15 protein-coding genes are annotated in these 16983 nt (G+C 67.9%); 6 read left to right on the top strand and 9 right to left on the bottom strand.

What is annotated here, in order from left to right; genetic code table 11:
- Positions 1-10: 10 nt before the first annotated feature.
- From narI to mobA, 6 genes are read left to right on the top strand one after another with little or no spacing between them, the layout of a single operon-like run.
- The gene (narI, locus tag AC07NC_RS14265; protein ID WP_008263174.1) at positions 11-730 is read left to right on the top strand and encodes a respiratory nitrate reductase subunit gamma; all 720 of its coding nucleotides are present in this window, start codon (positions 11-13) and stop codon (positions 728-730) included.
- Positions 727-1839 carry a peptidylprolyl isomerase gene (locus tag AC07NC_RS14260; RefSeq protein WP_154725584.1) on the top strand — a complete coding sequence of 371 codons (1113 nt, stop codon included), beginning with the start codon at positions 727-729 and terminating at the stop codon, positions 1837-1839. Before narI ends, AC07NC_RS14260 begins: the two co-directional genes overlap by 4 nt.
- Position 1840: 1 nt before the next feature.
- A complete protein-coding gene (locus AC07NC_RS14255) occupies positions 1841-3064 on the top strand; it encodes a hypothetical protein (protein ID WP_008263836.1) in 1224 nt (407 codons plus the stop codon).
- A 4-nt stretch (positions 3065-3068) separates the two neighbouring features.
- Positions 3069-3650 (top strand): hemerythrin domain-containing protein, encoded by a 582-nt coding sequence (locus AC07NC_RS14250; RefSeq protein WP_008263206.1) that lies wholly within the window; start codon positions 3069-3071, stop codon positions 3648-3650.
- Positions 3647-4330 (top strand): carbonic anhydrase, encoded by a 684-nt coding sequence (locus tag AC07NC_RS14245; RefSeq protein WP_008258838.1) that lies wholly within the window; start codon positions 3647-3649, stop codon positions 4328-4330. Before AC07NC_RS14250 ends, AC07NC_RS14245 begins: the two co-directional genes overlap by 4 nt.
- Positions 4327-4920: a molybdenum cofactor guanylyltransferase gene (mobA, locus tag AC07NC_RS14240; protein WP_008262656.1), complete on the top strand. Its 594-nt coding sequence runs from the start codon at positions 4327-4329 to the stop codon at positions 4918-4920. The genes AC07NC_RS14245 and mobA overlap by 4 nt, the downstream gene beginning before the upstream one ends.
- A gap of 21 nt (positions 4921-4941) precedes the next feature.
- Here the strand turns inward: mobA and cobA are convergent, their stop codons facing one another.
- From cobA to AC07NC_RS14195, 9 genes are all read right to left on the bottom strand, one after another.
- Positions 4942-5790, bottom strand: a complete 849-nt coding sequence (gene cobA / locus AC07NC_RS14235; protein WP_230307535.1) for a uroporphyrinogen-III C-methyltransferase — start codon at positions 5788-5790, stop codon at positions 4942-4944.
- A 14-nt stretch (positions 5791-5804) separates the two neighbouring features.
- Entirely contained in the window at positions 5805-8405 is a 2601-nt protein-coding gene (locus tag AC07NC_RS14230) for a nitrate reductase (RefSeq protein WP_230307534.1), read from the bottom strand.
- A complete protein-coding gene (gene nirD, locus AC07NC_RS14225) occupies positions 8377-8709 on the bottom strand; it encodes a nitrite reductase small subunit NirD (RefSeq protein ID WP_040349647.1) in 333 nt (110 codons plus the stop codon). The genes AC07NC_RS14230 and nirD overlap by 29 nt, the downstream gene beginning before the upstream one ends.
- Entirely contained in the window at positions 8709-11198 is a 2490-nt protein-coding gene (nirB, locus tag AC07NC_RS14220) for a nitrite reductase large subunit NirB (RefSeq protein ID WP_050771652.1), read from the bottom strand. The genes nirD and nirB overlap by 1 nt, the downstream gene beginning before the upstream one ends.
- Positions 11199-11439: 241 nt before the next feature.
- Positions 11440-12576 (bottom strand): CmpA/NrtA family ABC transporter substrate-binding protein, encoded by a 1137-nt coding sequence (locus AC07NC_RS14215; RefSeq protein WP_154725583.1) that lies wholly within the window; start codon positions 12574-12576, stop codon positions 11440-11442.
- Complete coding sequence (locus AC07NC_RS14210; protein ID WP_008262932.1) at positions 12573-13166, bottom strand: ANTAR domain-containing response regulator; 594 nt, start codon at positions 13164-13166, stop codon at positions 12573-12575. The genes AC07NC_RS14215 and AC07NC_RS14210 overlap by 4 nt, the downstream gene beginning before the upstream one ends.
- Before the next feature lie 38 nt (positions 13167-13204).
- On the bottom strand, positions 13205-14197 hold the full coding sequence (locus AC07NC_RS14205; RefSeq protein WP_008261796.1) for a siroheme synthase: 993 nt from the start codon (positions 14195-14197) through the stop codon (positions 13205-13207).
- Complete coding sequence (locus AC07NC_RS14200; RefSeq protein ID WP_154725582.1) at positions 14197-15882, bottom strand: ABC transporter ATP-binding protein; 1686 nt, start codon at positions 15880-15882, stop codon at positions 14197-14199. Before AC07NC_RS14200 ends, AC07NC_RS14205 begins: the two co-directional genes overlap by 1 nt.
- Positions 15879-16976, bottom strand: coding sequence for an ABC transporter permease (locus tag AC07NC_RS14195; RefSeq protein WP_494569953.1), 1098 nt, complete (start codon positions 16974-16976; stop codon positions 15879-15881). Before AC07NC_RS14195 ends, AC07NC_RS14200 begins: the two co-directional genes overlap by 4 nt.
- Positions 16977-16983 lie beyond the last annotated feature (7 nt).

The following is a 16983-nucleotide window of genomic DNA, read 5'->3' as shown; positions in this document are numbered from 1 at the left end:
GATCGAGACCATGGACCTGAATTTCATCGCCTTCGGCGTCTATCCCTATATCGCTCTGGCCGTGCTGGTGATCGGCTCGGTGCTGCGGTTCGATCGTGAACAATACACCTGGCGCACCGGCTCCTCCCAGCTTCTGCGGCGCAGACAGCTGATGGTGGGCTCGGTTCTCTTTCACGTCGGAATCCTGGCCATCTTCGCGGGCCATTTCGTGGGTCTGCTGACCCCGATCGCCGTCTGGGACTTCCTGGGCGTCAGCCATGGCTTCAAGCAGATGCTGGCGATCGTGGCCGGCGGCCTGGCCGGCTCGGCCTGTCTCGTGGGCGGCCTGTTGCTGCTCCACCGGCGCCTGTTCGATCCGCGAATCCGCCAGACGTCCAGCTTCGGCGACATGGCCATACTGATCATCCTCATGACCCAGCTCTGCCTCGGGCTGGCGACCATTCCCCTGTCGCTGGGCCACCGCGACGGGCATGAGATGGTCAAGTTCATGAGCTGGGCCCAGGGCATCTTCACCCTTAATCCGAACAGCGCGAACTTCATCGCCGATGTCCACTGGATCTTCCGGGCGCATCTGACGCTGGGTCTGACGATCCTGCTGGTCTTCCCCTTCACACGGCTCGTCCACATGCTGTCCGCGCCGGTCTGGTATCTCAACCGCCGCGGTTGGCAGCTTGTTCGCAGCAAACGCCGCATGCCCGTGACGCGCCGCATCGGAGGCTCCGCACGATGAGCGCTATGATCGTCATCGACGGCGTGGCCCTGCCAGAGCGTCTGGTCGCCGAGGAGGCCCAGCACCATCCTGCGCCGAACGCCGAGGAGGCGCGCAAGGCGGCGGCCCACGCCCTGGCCATCAAGGCCCTGCTGCTGGACCGGGCCGATCAACTGGGTCTGACCCCGGCCCCGGAGTGCGATGAAGACGGCCGCGAGGAGACGCCCGAGGAAGCCCTGATCCGCGCGGTCCTGGAGGCTGAAATCCTGGTGGACGCGCCCAGCCGTGACGAATGCCGTCGCGTCTATGACCATGCGCCGAAACGGTTTTGCACACCGGCCCTGACCGAGGCCTCCCACATCCTGTTGGCGCCCCAGACTCAGGACGAGGCCGCCTGGGCCGAAGCGCAGGCGGCGGCCAAGGCTGCGATCACGGAGTTGGCCGCTTATCCGCATCGGTTCGCCGACCTGGCCCAGCGCCTGTCCGACTGCCCGTCCAAGGGCGTTGGCGGATCCTTGGGTCAGATCTCGCCGGGCGATCTCGCCGCCGAGGTCGAAGCGGGTCTCGATGCGCTTCAGGACGGCGAAACAGCGTCCGAACCGGTCAGGTCGCGCTTCGGCTGGCATGTCCTGCGCCTGGATCGGCGCATAGAGGGCCGCCAGTTGCCGTTCGAGCACGTCCTGCCGCGCATCGCCCTGCACCTGGAAAGCCGCGCCTGGACGGCGGCCGCCGCCCGCTATGTCTCCGGTCTGGCCGCTGAGGCCCGCGAAGGCGGTGTGAGGCTGAGCGTGACCGAGGACGGCGCCGTCGCTTCGGCGGCCCTGTCCTTGGGCGACCTTCTGAACGACCAGTCCGCCGTGACGGCGCGGCTGGAAGCCTGGCTCGACGAAGCGGATCCGGGCCTGGCCGCCCGAGCCCGCGACACGGCGGCCCAGGCGGGCGTGGCGACCGCCGAGTTCGTCCAGGGGGAAATCACCAACTTCATCCGCGAGGCCGACGACGAGGGATGGACCCGGTTGATCTCCGCCGCCCAGGGCGCCGATGACCCGGCCCTGGCCTGCGTCCGCGCCATTCTGAAATCGAAACTGGTGGAGCCTGCACGCACCTTCACCCTGATCCGGAGACATTGACATGGCTTTGACCGGACGCGCCTGGGCCGTCGGCCTGCTGATGACAGCGGCGCCCGCCGTGGCGCAGGCCCAGTCCCCCGCAGCACCGGCGGCCGCCTCCAGTCCGGCGGGCGACATCCTGTTCGATAGCCGCCTGCGCTATGAAGACGTCGGCCAAGACGGGCTCGACGACGCCACGGCCTTGACCCTGCGCGCGCGCCTCGGCTGGCAAAGTCCGGTCTATTCGGGCTTTCGCCTGTTGGTCGAGGGCGAGGCGGTCACCGCCTTGGTCGACGACTATAACGACACGATTCACGGCCCTGCGCACCGGGCGGTCGTGGGCGATCCGGAGGCCCTTGAGCTGAACCGGCTGCAGGTCGCCTGGACCGGCCTGCCCGACACCGAGGTGGTCCTCGGCCGCCAGCGGATCGTGCTCGGCGCCGCCCGCTTCGTCGGTAATGTCGGTTTCCGCCAGAACGAACAGACATTCGACGCCGTCAAGGTGACGACCAAGGCGTTCGAGCCCCTGACCGTCACCTGGGCCTGGATTGACAAGGTTCATCGCGTCTTCGGCGACGACAGTCCTGTCGGGGAATGGCGCTCGGACAGTCATTTGATCAATATCGAGGCCCCCACTCCGGTGGGACGGCTCACGACCTATGGCTATCTGCTGGACTTCGCCGACGCGCCCGCTCAATCCTCGGCGACCTGGGGCGCACGACTGGAAGGGAGTCGGCCCCTGTCTCCTGAATGGTCTGCCCTTTTCGCCCTCGAATACGCGCGCCAGTCGGAATATGGCGCCAATCCAGCCCGGTTCGATCTCGACTACGGGCAGATCTCCGCAGGACTGAAGCGCGGCCCTGTGACGGGAACGCTGGCGCTCGAGCGGTTGGATGGCGACGGCGTCCAGGCCTTCCAGACGCCCCTGGCCACCCTGCACGCCTTCCAGGGCTGGGCCGACGTCTTCCTGACCACGCCTCCCAACGGTCTGCGCGACGTTTCCGCCACCATCAGCTACACGGTGACCCGACCGCCGCTGGGGCGCAGCGCCGTCTTGACCGCCGCCTGGCGCGACTTCCAGGACGCAGACGCCTCGGTCCGCTACGGTCGGGAGCTCGACGTATCGGCCAGACTGACGCTGGACGCGCGGTGGGCTCTGGAGGTGAAGGCCGCCCATTTCGATGGAAGCCAGGTCGCCTTCGCCGACCGCGACAAGGTCTGGGCCGCCGTCGACTACCGGTTCTAGACCCATGACGGGACAGGACGCGAGGACAAGCCAGACCTCTCTGATCGAACGGCTGCCTCCCGAGCTGGTCCATGAACCGTTGAACTGGTTGTTCGCCGAACACTATCGCCATCGCCAGCTCTGCCAACTGATCGAGCGCGTCGGTACCGCGACCGTCCTGCTGGGCGACGAGGCGCAGGAAATCCTGGACTTCCTGCGCCACGACATGCCGCTGCACGTCATCGACGAGGAGGACGACCTTTTTCCGCTGCTGCGTCGGCGGTGTCAGCCCGCCGACGAACTCGACGCGGTCCTGGGCGCCCTGTCCGCCGAACATCGCGACGACTTGACCCATGCGCAGACCTTGATCGACCGGCTGCAAAAGGCCTTGATGGACGGTCGGGCGCCTGGCCATGATCTGCAGACGCGACAGCTGTTCGTCGATTTCGCCGCGCGTGAACGTCGCCATATTGCGTTGGAGAACGCCGTGGTCCTGCCCATCGCCCGCCTGCGTCTGACGGCGGCGGACCTCCGATCGCTCAGCATCCGTATTGCGGCGCGCCGGGGCGTCCTGCTGGAGGCGCCAATGGGCGAGACCGCATCATGATCGAGGATCTGCTTCGCAACAATCTGGCTTGGGCGGCGACGCGAACCCGACTGGATCCAGAGTATTTCCGTCGCCTGTCGGCGCAACAGTCGCCGGAATATCTGTGGATCGGCTGCTCCGACAGCCGGGTGCCCGCCAATGAGGTGGTCGGACTGCAGCCGGGCGAACTGTTCGTCCATCGCAATGTCGCCAATCTGGCGCCGGCCCAGGACATGAACCTGCTCGCCGTACTCCAGTTCGCCCTGGAGTCCCTGAAGGTCCGGCATATCATCGTCTGCGGCCACTACGGGTGCGGCGGGGTTCGCGCCGTGCTCGACGGCCAGAGGCACGGGGTGCTCGATCACTGGATGCAACGAGTCCAGAGACTGTGCGAGGACCACGCCACAGACCTAGAGGCTATCCATGACGCCGAGACCCGCGTGAACTTCATCTGCGAGAAGAACGTCCTGGCTCAGGTCCGTGCTCTGTCGCGCAATCCCTTCGTCACCGACGCCTGGCGACGCGGCCAGGTCTTGTCGATTCACGGCTGGATCTATTCCATACGCGACGGACTGGTGCGCGATCTCGAGACGACGGTCAGCAGTCCCGCCGAGGCCGCAAGTCTGACCGCGCCGCCTGCGCTCGTGCCTCGCACCCGGCGCGCCAAGCCGCCTCGGCCCCGTCCGCGCGAGGTCCCATGAGCCCCGTCGTTGTCGCGGTCCTGGCCGGCGGGGCCGGCCGAAGAATGGGGGGCGACAAGCCGCGTCGGCGGCTTAACGGGCTGCGCCTGCTCGACCATGCGCTGAACAAGGCTCACGCCCTGGCCGGGCCGGTGATCCTGGTGGTGCGCGATCCCGCCCAGGCGGACGGTTTCGCCGAGACGATCGTGCTCGATGCGCCGGATATCGACGGCCCCCTGGCGGGCCTGCTCGCAGCCCTGGTCTGGGCGGCGGACGCCGGCTTCGACCAGGTTCTGACCCTGGCTTGCGACATGCCCCGCGTGCCGGGCGATCTGCTATCGCGGCTCCAGTCCGCCCTGACGGCCGAGTCGGGCGTGGCCGTGGCCGCAAGCGGGGGCCGGCTTCATCCGGTCTGCGCCCTGTGGCGCACCACCGCCGTCCCGGTCCTAAGGCGCCGGGCCGACGAGGGCCGGCTGTCCCTGCAGGGCCTCAGCGAGGCCGTGGGCCGCGTCATCGTGGACTGGCCTGCGGAGGACGACGACGCCTTCGTGAACATCAATACGATTGACGACCTGGCCCTGGCTGAAGCCGCCCTGCCCGAACACGGCTGATCCAGACGGACACACGGTCGCTCACCACGGCCGCGCCGAACCGGCTGCGGCGACGTCGGCGCCGACGGGCGTTTCCGCCACAGCGGCTTGCCGACCGACCGCCTGGCCGATCAGCATCAGGGTCGGCGCGTCCTCCGCCAGGGCGCCGACGGTCAGGGGCAACAGGTCCAACCGCGTGAACAGCAGTTTCTCGTCCGCCAGGCTGACATTGACGGCGACCAGCACGGGCGTATCTCCCGCCATGCCCTCCGCCATCAGGCGTCGCTTCAGTTCCGGCGCGGCGGCTCGCCCCATATAGACGGCCAGGGTGGCGCTGGGATCGGCGAGCGCGGCCCAGTCCATGTCCAGGGCTTCTCCGGCGCGGGCATGGGCTGTGACGAACTGAACCCGCCGCGCCACGCCCCTCAGGGTCAGAGAGACGCCGGCGCGGGCGGCGGCGGCGCTGGCCGTCGTAACCCCCGGCGCCACATGGACGCGCACCCCATGCGCCTGAAGATGAGCCAATTCCTCGGCGGACCGGCCGAACATTGACGCGTCGCCGCCCTTCAGCCGCACCACCCGTCGGCCTGCCAGGGCGGCCGCCAGCAGCAGATCGTTGATGCCGCCCTGGGGCTTGGAATGGACGCCGGCCCGCTTGCCCACGCAAACGCGTTCGACCGCATCGGGAATGAGCGCCAGAACCCCCGGCCCGACCAGGGCGTCATAAAAGACGACGTCGGCGGCGCGGATCAGGCGTTCGGCCTGTCGGGTGATCAGGTCGGGATCGCCCGGCCCGGCCCCGACCAGCCAGACCTCGCCCCCGATGGACCCGCCAGCCTTGATAGAGGTTCGACGGGGAAAGGCGGCGTGAGACGGATCTTTGCGGGTCATGGACGGTCGCTCTCCTAGGCGGCAAGCAGTCTGGCGATGGCGGGGCGGCACGAGCCGCAGTTGGAGCCGGCGGACAGGGCTGCGCCGACCTCGGCCACGCTCGTCAGCCCCTGTTCGGCGATGGCGGTCAGGATGGTCCGGGCGCGCACGTCGAAACAGGCGCAGACGACAGGCCCGCGATCCACGGCCGCCCCCGGCGCTCGCCCGGCCAGGAGCCCGGCGGTCTCAACCGTCTCCGACAGCTGGGCCAGCAGCCAGTCCCGGGCCGGAAGTCGCCCGTCGCGCGCGACAAACAGCGCGCCCTGAAGCCGCCCGTCCTTCAGGACGCCGATCCGCAAGGTCCCGCGCGCCGGGTCCACGGCCGTCATCCGCTCGCCGTCCGGCAGCAGGGCCTCCAGGGCGTGCGGATCGCCGTTCCCCGCCAGTTCGAACAGTCGGCCGCCGGGGGCCGTCACCGCCGCCCACCAGACACAGTCCGGCTGAACCCCGGTCTCCCCCCGCAGGATCAAGAAGGCGCGCCAGTCGGTGTGAAGCCGGGTCACGGTCATGGCCGTTCGTTTGAACCCCGGCTGGCCCGACACGGGGTCCGCCGCAGGATCGGCCAGCCGCCCCGTCCGCCCCCCTGACGCCGTCCGGTCCGTCCAGTGGATCGGCGCGAAGGCCTCGCCCGGTCGCTGGGCGTCGGTGATTGCAAGACGGAAGACGCTCTCGCCCTGCGCCGTCCGCACGACGGCCAGATCCCCGTCAGCCAGGCCGAACCGCGCCGCGTCGTCGGGGTGTAGCTCGACCAGGGGTTCGCGACGGTGCTGGGACAGGCGCGGCGACAATCCGGTGCGGCTCATCGTATGCCACTGATCCCGATAGCGTCCGGTGTTCAGGATCAGGTCGTGGTTCACCAGCGGCTGCTGGCGCACCGCCACCAGACGGGCCCGGCCGTCCGGCGTCGAAAAAGAACCGTCCGCGAAGACGCGATCGGCGCCCCAACGGACGGGTGTCATCCGGTCATAGGCCGCCGCATCCAGACCGATCAGCGGCGACAGGTCCAGACGCCGACGCCCGTCGTTCTCGAAGGCGGTCAGACGGCAATGTTCGTCGAACACCTCGGCCGGCGTGGTCCAGGCGAAACCGGACCCGTGCCCCATCCGACGCCCCACGTCCGCGAGGGTCCGCCAGTCGGGCCGCGCCTCGCCCGGCGGAGGGAAGAAAGGTCTCTGGCGGCTGATCATACGCTCGGAGTTGGTGACCGTCCCGTCTTTCTCCCCCCAGGCCGCCGCAGGGAACCGCACATGGGCCAGGCGGCCGGTGTCGGTGTCGGCCATCACGTCCGAGACGACGACGAAGGGACAGGCCGCCAGGGCGTCGCGGACCGCGCCGGCGTCGGGCATGCTGACGGCCGGATTGGTGGCCATGATCCACAGGGCCTTGAGCCGACCGTCGCCGGCGGCCCGGAACAGATCCACGGCCTTCAATCCGGGCGCGGCCGCCAGGGCCGGAGCGCCCCAGAACCGCCCGACCCGATCCCGATTGTCCTCGGCGAAATCCATATGGGCGGCCAGGGTGGAGGCCAGCCCCCCGACCTCGCGCCCGCCCATGGCGTTCGGTTGTCCGGTGATGGAGAAGGGCGCCGCGCCGGGCTTTCCGATCCGACCGGTCGCCAGATGAAAATTGATGATGGCGTTGGCCTTGTCGGCGCCCTGGGTCGACTGGTTCACGCCCTGACTGAACAGGGTGACGGTGCGGGGATGACGGGCCGCCAGATCGAAGAAGGCGTCGAGGACGACAGGATCGAGACCGCAGGCCGCCGCGGCGGCGCCCGGGTCCGCGTCCTCCGCAATCCCCTCCCAAAAGCCTTCAGGGGTGAGGACATGGGCCGCGATATAGGCCTCATCGACCTGCCCTCGTGCACGAAGCGCCGCCAGAAGACTGTTGAAAAGTCTGACGTCTGTTCCGGCGCGAAGGGGCAGATGCAGATCCGCCATCTCAGCGGTCTCGGTGCGGCGCGGATCGATGACGACAAGCTTGACGCCGCTCCGCGACCGGGCCGCCTCGATCCTTTGCCAGACCACGGGATGGCACCAGGCGGTGTTGGAGCCGACCAGCACGATCAGATCGGCCGCCTCCAGGTCCTCGTAACAGGCCGGCACGACGTCCTCGCCGAAGGCCCGCAGATGAGCCGACACCGCGCTGGACATGCAAAGTCTTGAATTGGTGTCGATATTGGCCGAGCCGATAAACCCCTTCATCAGCTTGTTGGCCACATAATAGTCCTCGGTCAGAAGCTGGCCCGAGACATAGAAGCCGACGCTGTCAGGGCCGTGCTCGGCGACGGCGGTCGCGAAACGGTCCGCCACCAGATCCAGCGCCTCGTCCCAGGCGGCGCGCCGGTCGCCGATCATCGGGTGCAGCAGCCTGCCGTTCAGTCCGACCGTCTCGCCCAGATGTGTGCCCTTGGAACACAGCCGCCCCCTATTGGCGGGGTGGTCGCGGTCGCCCGCGATGTCCACCGTGCGCTCGCCCGTGACGCGCGCGACCACGCCGCAGCCGACGCCGCAATAGGGACAGGTGGTGCAGACGGGCCGGGTCACCTCAGGCGAGGACCGGGCTGGACGTCGCAATCAGCACCCGCCCGGCTTCGATCCTGACCGGGATCGTCGGGGTGCAGCCGCGATCCGGCGCCTGCGCTTCGCCGGTGGCCAGGGCGATGCTCCAGTTGTGCAGCGGGCAGGCGACGCTGTGGCCGTGGACGATACCCTGGCTCAGCGGGCCACCCTTGTGGGGGCAACGATCGATCAGGGCGAAGACGGCGCCGTCGCCTGTGCGGAACACCGCGATCGCGTCTTCACCCACCGTCACCGTGCGGGCGCCGCGCAGGGGGATCTCCTCGACGGCCCCCGCATCCATCCATCGCTCCGCCCGCATCACGCCGTCTCCGCCAGGACCAGGGGTTGGTGAAGTTCGCGATCGACCCCGCTCACTCGTGCGGCCCAGGGATCCTCCTGGCTGAAGCTCTGGGCGTAGAGGAAGCGTGCGGCCAGGGCGTCGCGCCCCTCGGCGTCCTCGACGATCCGGGCCTTGATCCACTCCAGTCCGACGCGTTCGATCCAGGGCGCGGTGCGCTCGAGATAGCGGGCCTGTTCGCGGTAAAGCTGGATGAAGGCGGCGCAATAGTGCAGCGCCTCGGCCTCGGTCGCGACCTTGCACAACAGATCGGTGACCCGAACATGGATGCCGCCGTTGCCCCCGACATGGAGTTCATAACCGCTGTCGACGCAGATGACGCCGAAATCCTTGATGGTGGCCTCGGCGCAGTTGCGGGGGCAGCCCGACACCGCGATCTTGAACTTGTGGGGCATCCAGCTGCCCCAGGTCATGCGCTCGGCCTGGATGCCCAGACCGGTGGAGTCCTGGGTGCCGAACCGGCACCAGTCCGACCCGACGCAGGTCTTCACCGTGCGGAGTGATTTGCCGTAGGCGTGGCCCGACACCATGCCTGCGGCGTTCAGATCCGCCCAGACCGCCGGCAGATCCTCCTTCTTGATGCCAAAGATATCCAGCCTCTGGCCGCCGGTGACCTTGACCAGGGGGGCGTCGTATTTCTCGACCACATCGGCGATGGCGCGCAGTTCGCGCGGATTGGTGACCCCGCCCCACATCCGCGGCACTACCGAATAGGTCCCGTCCTTCTGGATATTGGCGTGCAGACGTTCGTTGACGAACCGGCTTTGCTGGTCGTCCACATAGTCTCCGGGCAGGGCGCACAGCAGATAATAATTCAAGGCCGGACGGCACGACGAACAGCCGTCGGGCGTCGTCCAATGGAGTCTTTGCATGACCTCAGGGATTGTCCGCATCCCTTGGGCCACGATCTCCCGACGCACGTCGTCGTGACCGAAGCTGGTGCATTTGCACAGGGTCCGAACGGCGCGCTCGCCCGCATAGTCGTCGCCCAGGGTCACGGCCAGCAGGGTTTCCACCAGACCGGTGCAGGACCCGCAGGAGGCCGAAGCCTTGCAGCCGCCGCGAATGGCGTCCAGCGTCGCCGCGCCGCCCTCGATTGCGGCGACAACCGTCTTCTTGGACACGCCGTTGCAGCCGCAGATCTCGGCTTCGTCCGAGAGGGCTGCAACGGCCGCCCTAGGGTCCGGCGGCCCTCCTCCCAGGGCGAAGGCCTGACCGAAGATCAGCATGTCGCGGACCGACGAGATGTCCTCGCCCCGTTTCATCAGGTCGAAATACCAGCCGCCATCGGCGGTGTCGCCGTACAGGACCGCGCCCGCGATCCGGTCCTCGCGCACCACCACCCGCTTGTAGACGCCGCGCGACGCGTCCCTCAGGACGATGTCCTGCGCCCCCTCGCCGCCCGAAAAATCCCCAGCGGAAAACACGTCAATGCCGGACACCTTGAGCTTGGTCGAGGTCACCGAGCCACGATAGCCCGTATGACGATCCGTCAGTCCATCGGCCAGGGCGCGACACATGTCCCACAGGGGGGCGACCAGGCCATAGACCTGACCGGCGTGTTCGACGCATTCTCCGACGGCCAAAACCGCCGGGTCGGAGGTGACCATATGGTCGTCCACATGAATGCCGCGCCCCACGGCCAGTCCGGCCGCACGCGCTAGACTTATATTGGGTCGGATGCCGACCGCCATGACGACGAGGGACGCCGGGATCAGCCGACCGTCCTTCAGTCGCACCCCCTCGACGCCGACGTCGCCGACGATCTCCGCCGTATCGCCGCCGGTCAGGATGGTCTGCCCCCGGGCCTCCAGCGCCGACTTCAGCAGCCAGCCGGCGGCCTCGTCCAGCTGCCGTTCCATCAGGTTCGGCATCAGATGGATGACCGTCACCTTCATGCCCCGCAGGCTCAAGCCGTGCGCCGCCTCCAGGCCCAGAAGGCCGCCGCCGATGACAACCGCGTCCCCGCCCTGCTGCGCGGCGGCGACCATCCGGTCGACGTCGGCCATGTCGCGGAAGCTGATGACGCCGTCGAGGTCGTGACCCGGCACGGGGATGATGAAGGGGTCCGATCCGGTGGCGATCAGCAGACGATCATAGCCGACGGTGCGGCCTGACTTCGCGGTCACGGTCCGGGCGGCGCGATCGATCGCCTCGACGGGATCCGACACGATCAGTTCGATGTCATTGTCGGCGTACCAGGCGCGGTCGTTGATGACGATCTGATCGAAGGTCTTCTCGCCCGCCAGCACGGGGGACAACATGATCCTGTTGTAGTTCACATGGGGTTCGGCCCCGAAGATGGTCACCCGGTATCGGTCTGCGTCGCGCGCGAGAATTTCCTCCACCGCCCGGCAGCCGGCCATGCCATTGCCGACGACGACCAGATGCTCCCGGGTGTCCCGGGTCGCGCCCGTGGACCGCGCCAAGACCTTTGCAAAACCGTCCATTCGACGCCCCAAACGAAAAAAGCCGCCATGCAGACGCTGGTTTCCCAGCGCCTGCATGGCGGCTTTGCCAAATCTCGATCACCCCCACCGATCCGGTCAGGGCGCGAAAGCCGGGACTCCCCATCGATGGAGGGTTCCGACCAATCCGAGGCGTCCTTGCCTCAGTTCGATGAGGTTGACTCGTTTCTCCCTGCTCGGCAAGGGGTCATTTTGCATCGCACAAAGAGGTTTTTGTCCGCGATCATGCGGCGGCCTCGGCGAAGCTTTCGACATAGGCCTCGATCCGGTCGGGATCGAAGGGCCGGCCGTCGAAGAAGTTCCCGACCGCTCCGGCCCCGTCCCTGCCTGGAACGGCGCGACGATACAGGTCCGGACGGAAGACGGCCGCAGAGGCCGCGCGCGCCGTTTCGGACGCCTCGATCATGCCCCAACGCACGAACTGCGAGTAGATCCACAGGCCATGATCGATCGCCGGCGCGGTGGCGGCTTCGCGGTGCAGCATGAGGAAGTCCGCCTCGGCCACGGGCGCTTCCCCCTGGCCGAGCACCAGTCGCCCGGCCAAGGCGCGCTCGATCACCGCCGCCGACTGGTTCACATAATTGGGCGCCGCCAGCAGCCGGGCCAGGGCGGGGCGATTTTCCGGCGCGTCGCACCAGGCGGCGGAACGGTCCAAGGCGATCAAGAGCCGGTTCAGAACCTCCGGATTGGCCTCGGCCCAGTCGGCGCGCGCGGCCAGGACCTTTTCCACCCCCCGGCGCCAGAGCCGTGATCCGAAAGCGGCGATCTGGCCCAGGCCTTCGTCCACGGCGAGACTGCTCCAGGGTTCGCCCGCCATGAAGCCGTCGATCTCGCCGGTCCGCAACGCCTCCACCATCAAGGACGGCGGCGCCACCCGCAGGGTCAAGTCCCGATCGGGATCGACCCCCGCGAACGCCAGCCAGTAGCGCAGCATGAGGGCGTGGCTGGAAAACCGATGAACCACGCCGATGATCGGCTTGCGACGGTGCATGCCGATGGCCGAAGCGAAGTCATGGGCGGTCGCGACAGGATCCTCGACCCGATGCGCGAGCACCGGGTCCAGGGCGGCGGCGAACTCATGCGACAGGGTCAAGGCGTTGCCGTTCATCCCCAGCCGGAAGGGCGCCACCAGCCGGGTCGGCTGTTGGCTGAGCCCCAAGGTCACCGCCACGGCCAGAGGCGCCAACATGTGCGCCGCCTGAACCTGGCCGTAGACCAGACGGTCTCGAACCGTGGCCCAGGAGGTGTTGCGGACCAGCGTCAGGTCCAGCCCGGCCGCTTCCGCGAAACCCATCTCCTTGGCCGCGACCAGCACCGCGCTGTCGGTCAGGGGCAGAAAGGCGATTGAAAGCGGCGTCATCGTCCGGTTCCCTTGGGTGGGTCGATCAGGGCGTAGGCGGTGATCAAGGCTTCGGCAACCTCGACGATGCGGCGGCTCTGGTTCATGGCGGTGGAGCGCAGCAGGGCGTGGGCATCGGGCTCGGACAGACCGCGACCCTGCATCAGCAGGGTCTTGGCCTTATCGATGGTCTTGCGGTCGGCCAGGGCCGTGACCGCGTCGTCCCGCTCCGCCCTCAGGATGTTGAAGGCGTTGAACCGGCGGATCGCCAGCTCCAGGATCGGCTTCACCCTTTCCTTCCTGAGACCATCGACGACATAGGCCGATACCCCTGCGTCAATGGCGGCGCCGATCATCGCATCGTCCGACCGGTCGACGAACATGGCGATGGGTCGAGCCAGAGCGCGGCTGACGGTCAGCATTTCCTCGAGCGTGTCGCGGCTGGGATCGCCCAGGTCCATCAGCACGATGTCGGGCGCCATCCGTTCCAGACGCGCGACGAAACCGCCGTGGGGCGCCACGACCTCGATATCGATGTAGCCCGCCTCGGCCAGCCCCTCTTTCAGGATGGTCGCGCGCAGGCCGGTGTCGTCGACGATGGCGATACGCAATTGTGATGTTCCCCGACGCGAGTAAGCGGCGCCCTCCGTCAAGAGTCTAGACGGGCCGCGTCGAGCGCGACCGGGACGACGATCATTTCGCAACCTGTTGCATTCAGGGCATCCTGCTCGCGCCTCGCCCGCTCAGACGCCGCAGGATTGCCGGCATACAGTCTCACGACGCGTTCGCCTTGAGTCCAATGTTCGACCATCAGACGGCAGGCTTCGGCGGGGCCGGCGTCCGCCAGGTTTCGCCGAGGCGCATCACGTCGCGCCCGCGCCAGGACGAGCTCCGAGACCTCCGGGTCGTAAAGGATGACATCGGCGTCCTGCATGATCCGCAGCGCCTTGAGCGTCAAAAGTTCCGGATCGCCCGATCCGGCCCCCAGACCATACAGACTCCCCGCCTCCGGCGCCGCCGCCTCTATAAGCCGCATCATCTCGGCGCGGGCGGCCGATATCCGCCCTTGTCCGACCAGATCAACGGCCAGACCGCGAAACGCCCGTTCCCAGAACCGTCGCCGCGCCATGAAGTCCGGAATGCCCGTCTTGACCTGGTCACGAATCTCGCCGGCGATCTCGGCGAGGGGGCCGAGCGCTTGGGGCAGTATGGCTTCGATACGGCTGCGCAGGTCCCGCGCCAGGATCGGCGCGGCGCCGCCGGTCGCGATGGCGACGACGATCGTATCCCGGTCGATCAGGGCCGGCGTCTGGAAATCGCTCAAGGCCGGCCGGTCCACCACATTGACCTGGGCGCCCGCCGCCCGCGCATCGCGGGCGACCGCCTCGGCCTCATCCTCCTGCTCCAGAGCGATGAAGACCAGCCGCGCCTCCTGAAAATCCGCCCGCGTCGGCGCGCGAGCCCTGGGCGTGGGCGCGTTCGCCGGCCGGCGATCCGCGTCGGGGGGGCCGCCGGGGGTGAACCAGACCAGTCGGGCGGGCGAGCCGACGAACAGCCGCAGTTTCGCCAGCGCCGCCTCCCCGTCGCCGACCACGACGACAAGCGCGTCATGCAAGGGTATGCCGGCCAGAAAGACCCGCATCAGGCGGCGTCGGCGTGAGCGCCGTGCTCGTAGTCCGCCAGGAACTGAAGCACTTCCTCACGATAGGCGTAGAATTGCGGATGATCCAGCAGGGCGCGGCGGTCGCGCGGACGCGGCAGATCGACCTCCAGCACCTTGCCGATGGTGGCGTTCGGCCCGTTGGTCATCATCACCACCCGATCAGCCAGCAGGATCGCCTCGTCCACGTCATGAGTGACCATGACGGTCGTGACCTTGGTGCGGTTCCAGACCTCGACCAGCACGTCCTGCAGATCCCAGCGCGTCAGGCTGTCCAGCATGCCGAACGGCTCGTCCAGCAGCAGCAGTCGGGGCGACAGGGCGAAGGCGCGGGCGATGCCCACCCTCTGGCGCATGCCGTTGGACATATCGGCGGCCATCTTGTTCATGGCGTCGCCCAGGCCGACCCGTTCCAGATAATAGGCGACGATGTCGGCTCTCTCGGCGCGGGTGGCGTGGGGATAGACACGCTCGACCCCCAGGGCCACGTTCTGGCGCGCCGTCAACCAGGGCATCAGGGACGGCGATTGGAACACCACCGCCTTGTCCGGTCCCGCGATCTCGATCTCCCGACCGTTCAACACGATGCCGCCGTCAGAGATCGGATTGAGACCGGCGGCCATGGTCAGAACCGTGGACTTGCCGCACCCCGAATGCCCGATCAGCGAGATGAACTCGCCGCGGTCCATCAGCAGATTGACCTTCTCGACCACCGTCAGCGGGCCCTTGGGCGTCGGATAGACCTTGGACAGGTTGTAGAACTCGAGATAGCGGCGATGGATCGGACTATAGGCGGCGTCCTGATAGGCCTTGGGCGGCGCCAAGAGATCGAGCGGCGCCACCGTCGGCAGGTCGATCACGTTCGAAGCCGCCGCCTCGCGCGCCCCGCCGGCGAGACGCCCCAGATAGCCGACGATCTCGTTTCTCAGCGTCTTATAGGCCTCGTCATGGTTCAGCTCGGTGCGGTCCCGCGGCCGAGCCAGGGCCACCTCGAAGATTCGGCCGATATGGGCGTGGGGCGCCGGCGTCAGGACCGCGACCCGGTCGGCCAGCAACAGGGCCTCGTCCACGTCGTTGGTCACCAGGACGATGGTGCGTTTCTCCTGGCGCCGGATCCGCTCGATCTCGTCCTGGAGCTTGGCGCGGATCAGGGCGTCCAGCGCCGACAGGGGTTCGTCCAGCAGCAGGATCTCGGGTTTTGTCGCCAGAGCCCGCGCCACCGCCACGCGTTGGCGCATGCCGCCCGACAACTGCGCCGGCTTGCGATCCAGCGCATGGGCCAGTCCCACCAGGGCGACCGTCGCGCGCACCAGTTCGACCCGCTCCGTCTTGGGCATCGTCAGGTGAACGGCGTCGACCGCCAGCCTGACATTCTGTTCCACAGTCAGCCAGGGAAACAGCGAATAGCTCTGAAAGACGACCCCGCGATCCGGTCCGGGGCCGGCGCAGGGCCGGCCCTTGATCAGGATGTCGCCGCTGTCCGCCTCGATCAGCCCGGCGATGGCGGACACCAGGGTCGTCTTGCCCGCGCCCGAGAAGCCGAGAACGGCGACGAACTCGCCTTCCTGAACGTCCAGTTCCACGCCGGACAGGACGTCGGTGCGCGCGCCGTCGGCCCCCAGGTAGGATTTGCTCAGTCCCCGCAAGGACAGGATCGGCGCGCTCATTTGGCGTGGTTCCGCGAGGCGAGGGCTTGCAGGGCCATCATCAACCGATCCAGCAAGAAGCCGATCAGGCCGATGACGATGACCGCGAACATGATGCGGGCCAGCGACTGCTCGCTGCCGTTCTGGAACTCGTCCCATACGAACTTGCCCAGTCCGGGGTTCTGCGCCAGCATCTCAGCGGCGATCAACACCATCCAGCCGACGCTCAGCGACAGCCGCATGCCCGTGAAGATATAGGGCAGGGCCGAAGGCAGGATCAGGCGTCTCAGCCGGGCGAAGGGGCTGAGGCGAAGCACCCGTCCGACATTGAGCAGATCCCGGTCGATCGAGGCGGCGCCGACGGCCGTATTGATCAGGGTCGGCCACAGCGAACACAGCATCACCACGACCGCCGAAATGACGAAGCTCTTGGGCAGGGCCGGATCCGGGCGGGTCATGGTCGCCGACACCACCATGGTCACGATCGGCAGCCAGGCCAGCGGACTGATCGGCTTGAAGATCTGCACCAGGGGATTGAAGGCGGCGTTGAACCCCTTGGACAGGCCGCAGACCAGGCCGAGCGGCACGGCGACCACCGTCGCCAAGCCGAACCCGAAGGCCACCGTGAACAGGGAGGTGAAGATCTGATCGATGAAACTGGGCGATCCGGCGTAACGGAAATCGCGAACCTCGCCCCCCCGTCCGGCGGCTTCCAGTCCGGCATTACGCTCGGACTGGGCCGCATAGAAGGCGGCCCGATCGGCCTGGCCGGCCTGCCACTCCTCGGCCAGGGCGACGCCCTGCGCCGCGACCGCCACGGGCCCGGGAAGGGCGCCCAACGAGGTCTTCACCATAGGAGCCGCCATGGCCCACAACAGGATGAAAATCCCGATGCCCGCCAGGGGCGGAACCAGGGCGCGCAATCTGGCCCCCAGCTTGACTCCAAGCCCGGCGGCGAAACGGACGAGCCTGGACGCTCTCCCCTCCTCCGACGCCGAACGGGTGTCGGACGCGGCGTCCTCGGACGGCGTCCGACGCGGCGCCGTCTCGGACGGTATGCGACCGATGACCTTGGTGGGCGTTTCACCGTCGGGCGCGACCTGGTTCGTCAGCATCAATCTT

It is taken from the genome of Brevundimonas sp. GW821-FHT10A07, assembly GCF_059415785.1.
This window is presented reverse-complemented; position numbering and strand designations above follow the sequence as displayed.

What these genes read in the sequence shown, in the direction of transcription:
- AC07NC_RS14255 (WP_008263836.1), top strand. Translation starts at nt 1,841, where the DNA reads ATGGCTTTGACCGGACGCGCCTGGGCCGTCGGCCTGCTGATGACAGCG.
- cobA (WP_230307535.1), bottom strand. Translation starts at nt 5,790, where the DNA reads ATGACCCGCAAAGATCCGTCTCACGCCGCCTTTCCCCGTCGAACCTCT.
- AC07NC_RS14200 (WP_154725582.1), bottom strand. Translation starts at nt 15,882, where the DNA reads ATGAGCGCGCCGATCCTGTCCTTGCGGGGACTGAGCAAATCCTACCTG.
- mobA (WP_008262656.1), top strand. Translation starts at nt 4,327, where the DNA reads ATGAGCCCCGTCGTTGTCGCGGTCCTGGCCGGCGGGGCCGGCCGAAGA.
- AC07NC_RS14205 (WP_008261796.1), bottom strand. Translation starts at nt 14,197, where the DNA reads ATGCGGGTCTTTCTGGCCGGCATACCCTTGCATGACGCGCTTGTCGTC.
- AC07NC_RS14250 (WP_008263206.1), top strand. Translation starts at nt 3,069, where the DNA reads ATGACGGGACAGGACGCGAGGACAAGCCAGACCTCTCTGATCGAACGG.
- AC07NC_RS14195 (WP_494569953.1), bottom strand. Translation starts at nt 16,976, where the DNA reads ATGCTGACGAACCAGGTCGCGCCCGACGGTGAAACGCCCACCAAGGTC.
- AC07NC_RS14260 (WP_154725584.1), top strand. Translation starts at nt 727, where the DNA reads ATGAGCGCTATGATCGTCATCGACGGCGTGGCCCTGCCAGAGCGTCTG.
- AC07NC_RS14245 (WP_008258838.1), top strand. Translation starts at nt 3,647, where the DNA reads ATGATCGAGGATCTGCTTCGCAACAATCTGGCTTGGGCGGCGACGCGA.
- nirD (WP_040349647.1), bottom strand. Translation starts at nt 8,709, where the DNA reads ATGCGGGCGGAGCGATGGATGGATGCGGGGGCCGTCGAGGAGATCCCC.
- nirB (WP_050771652.1), bottom strand. Translation starts at nt 11,198, where the DNA reads ATGGACGGTTTTGCAAAGGTCTTGGCGCGGTCCACGGGCGCGACCCGG.
- narI (WP_008263174.1), top strand. Translation starts at nt 11, where the DNA reads ATGGACCTGAATTTCATCGCCTTCGGCGTCTATCCCTATATCGCTCTG.
- AC07NC_RS14215 (WP_154725583.1), bottom strand. Translation starts at nt 12,576, where the DNA reads ATGACGCCGCTTTCAATCGCCTTTCTGCCCCTGACCGACAGCGCGGTG.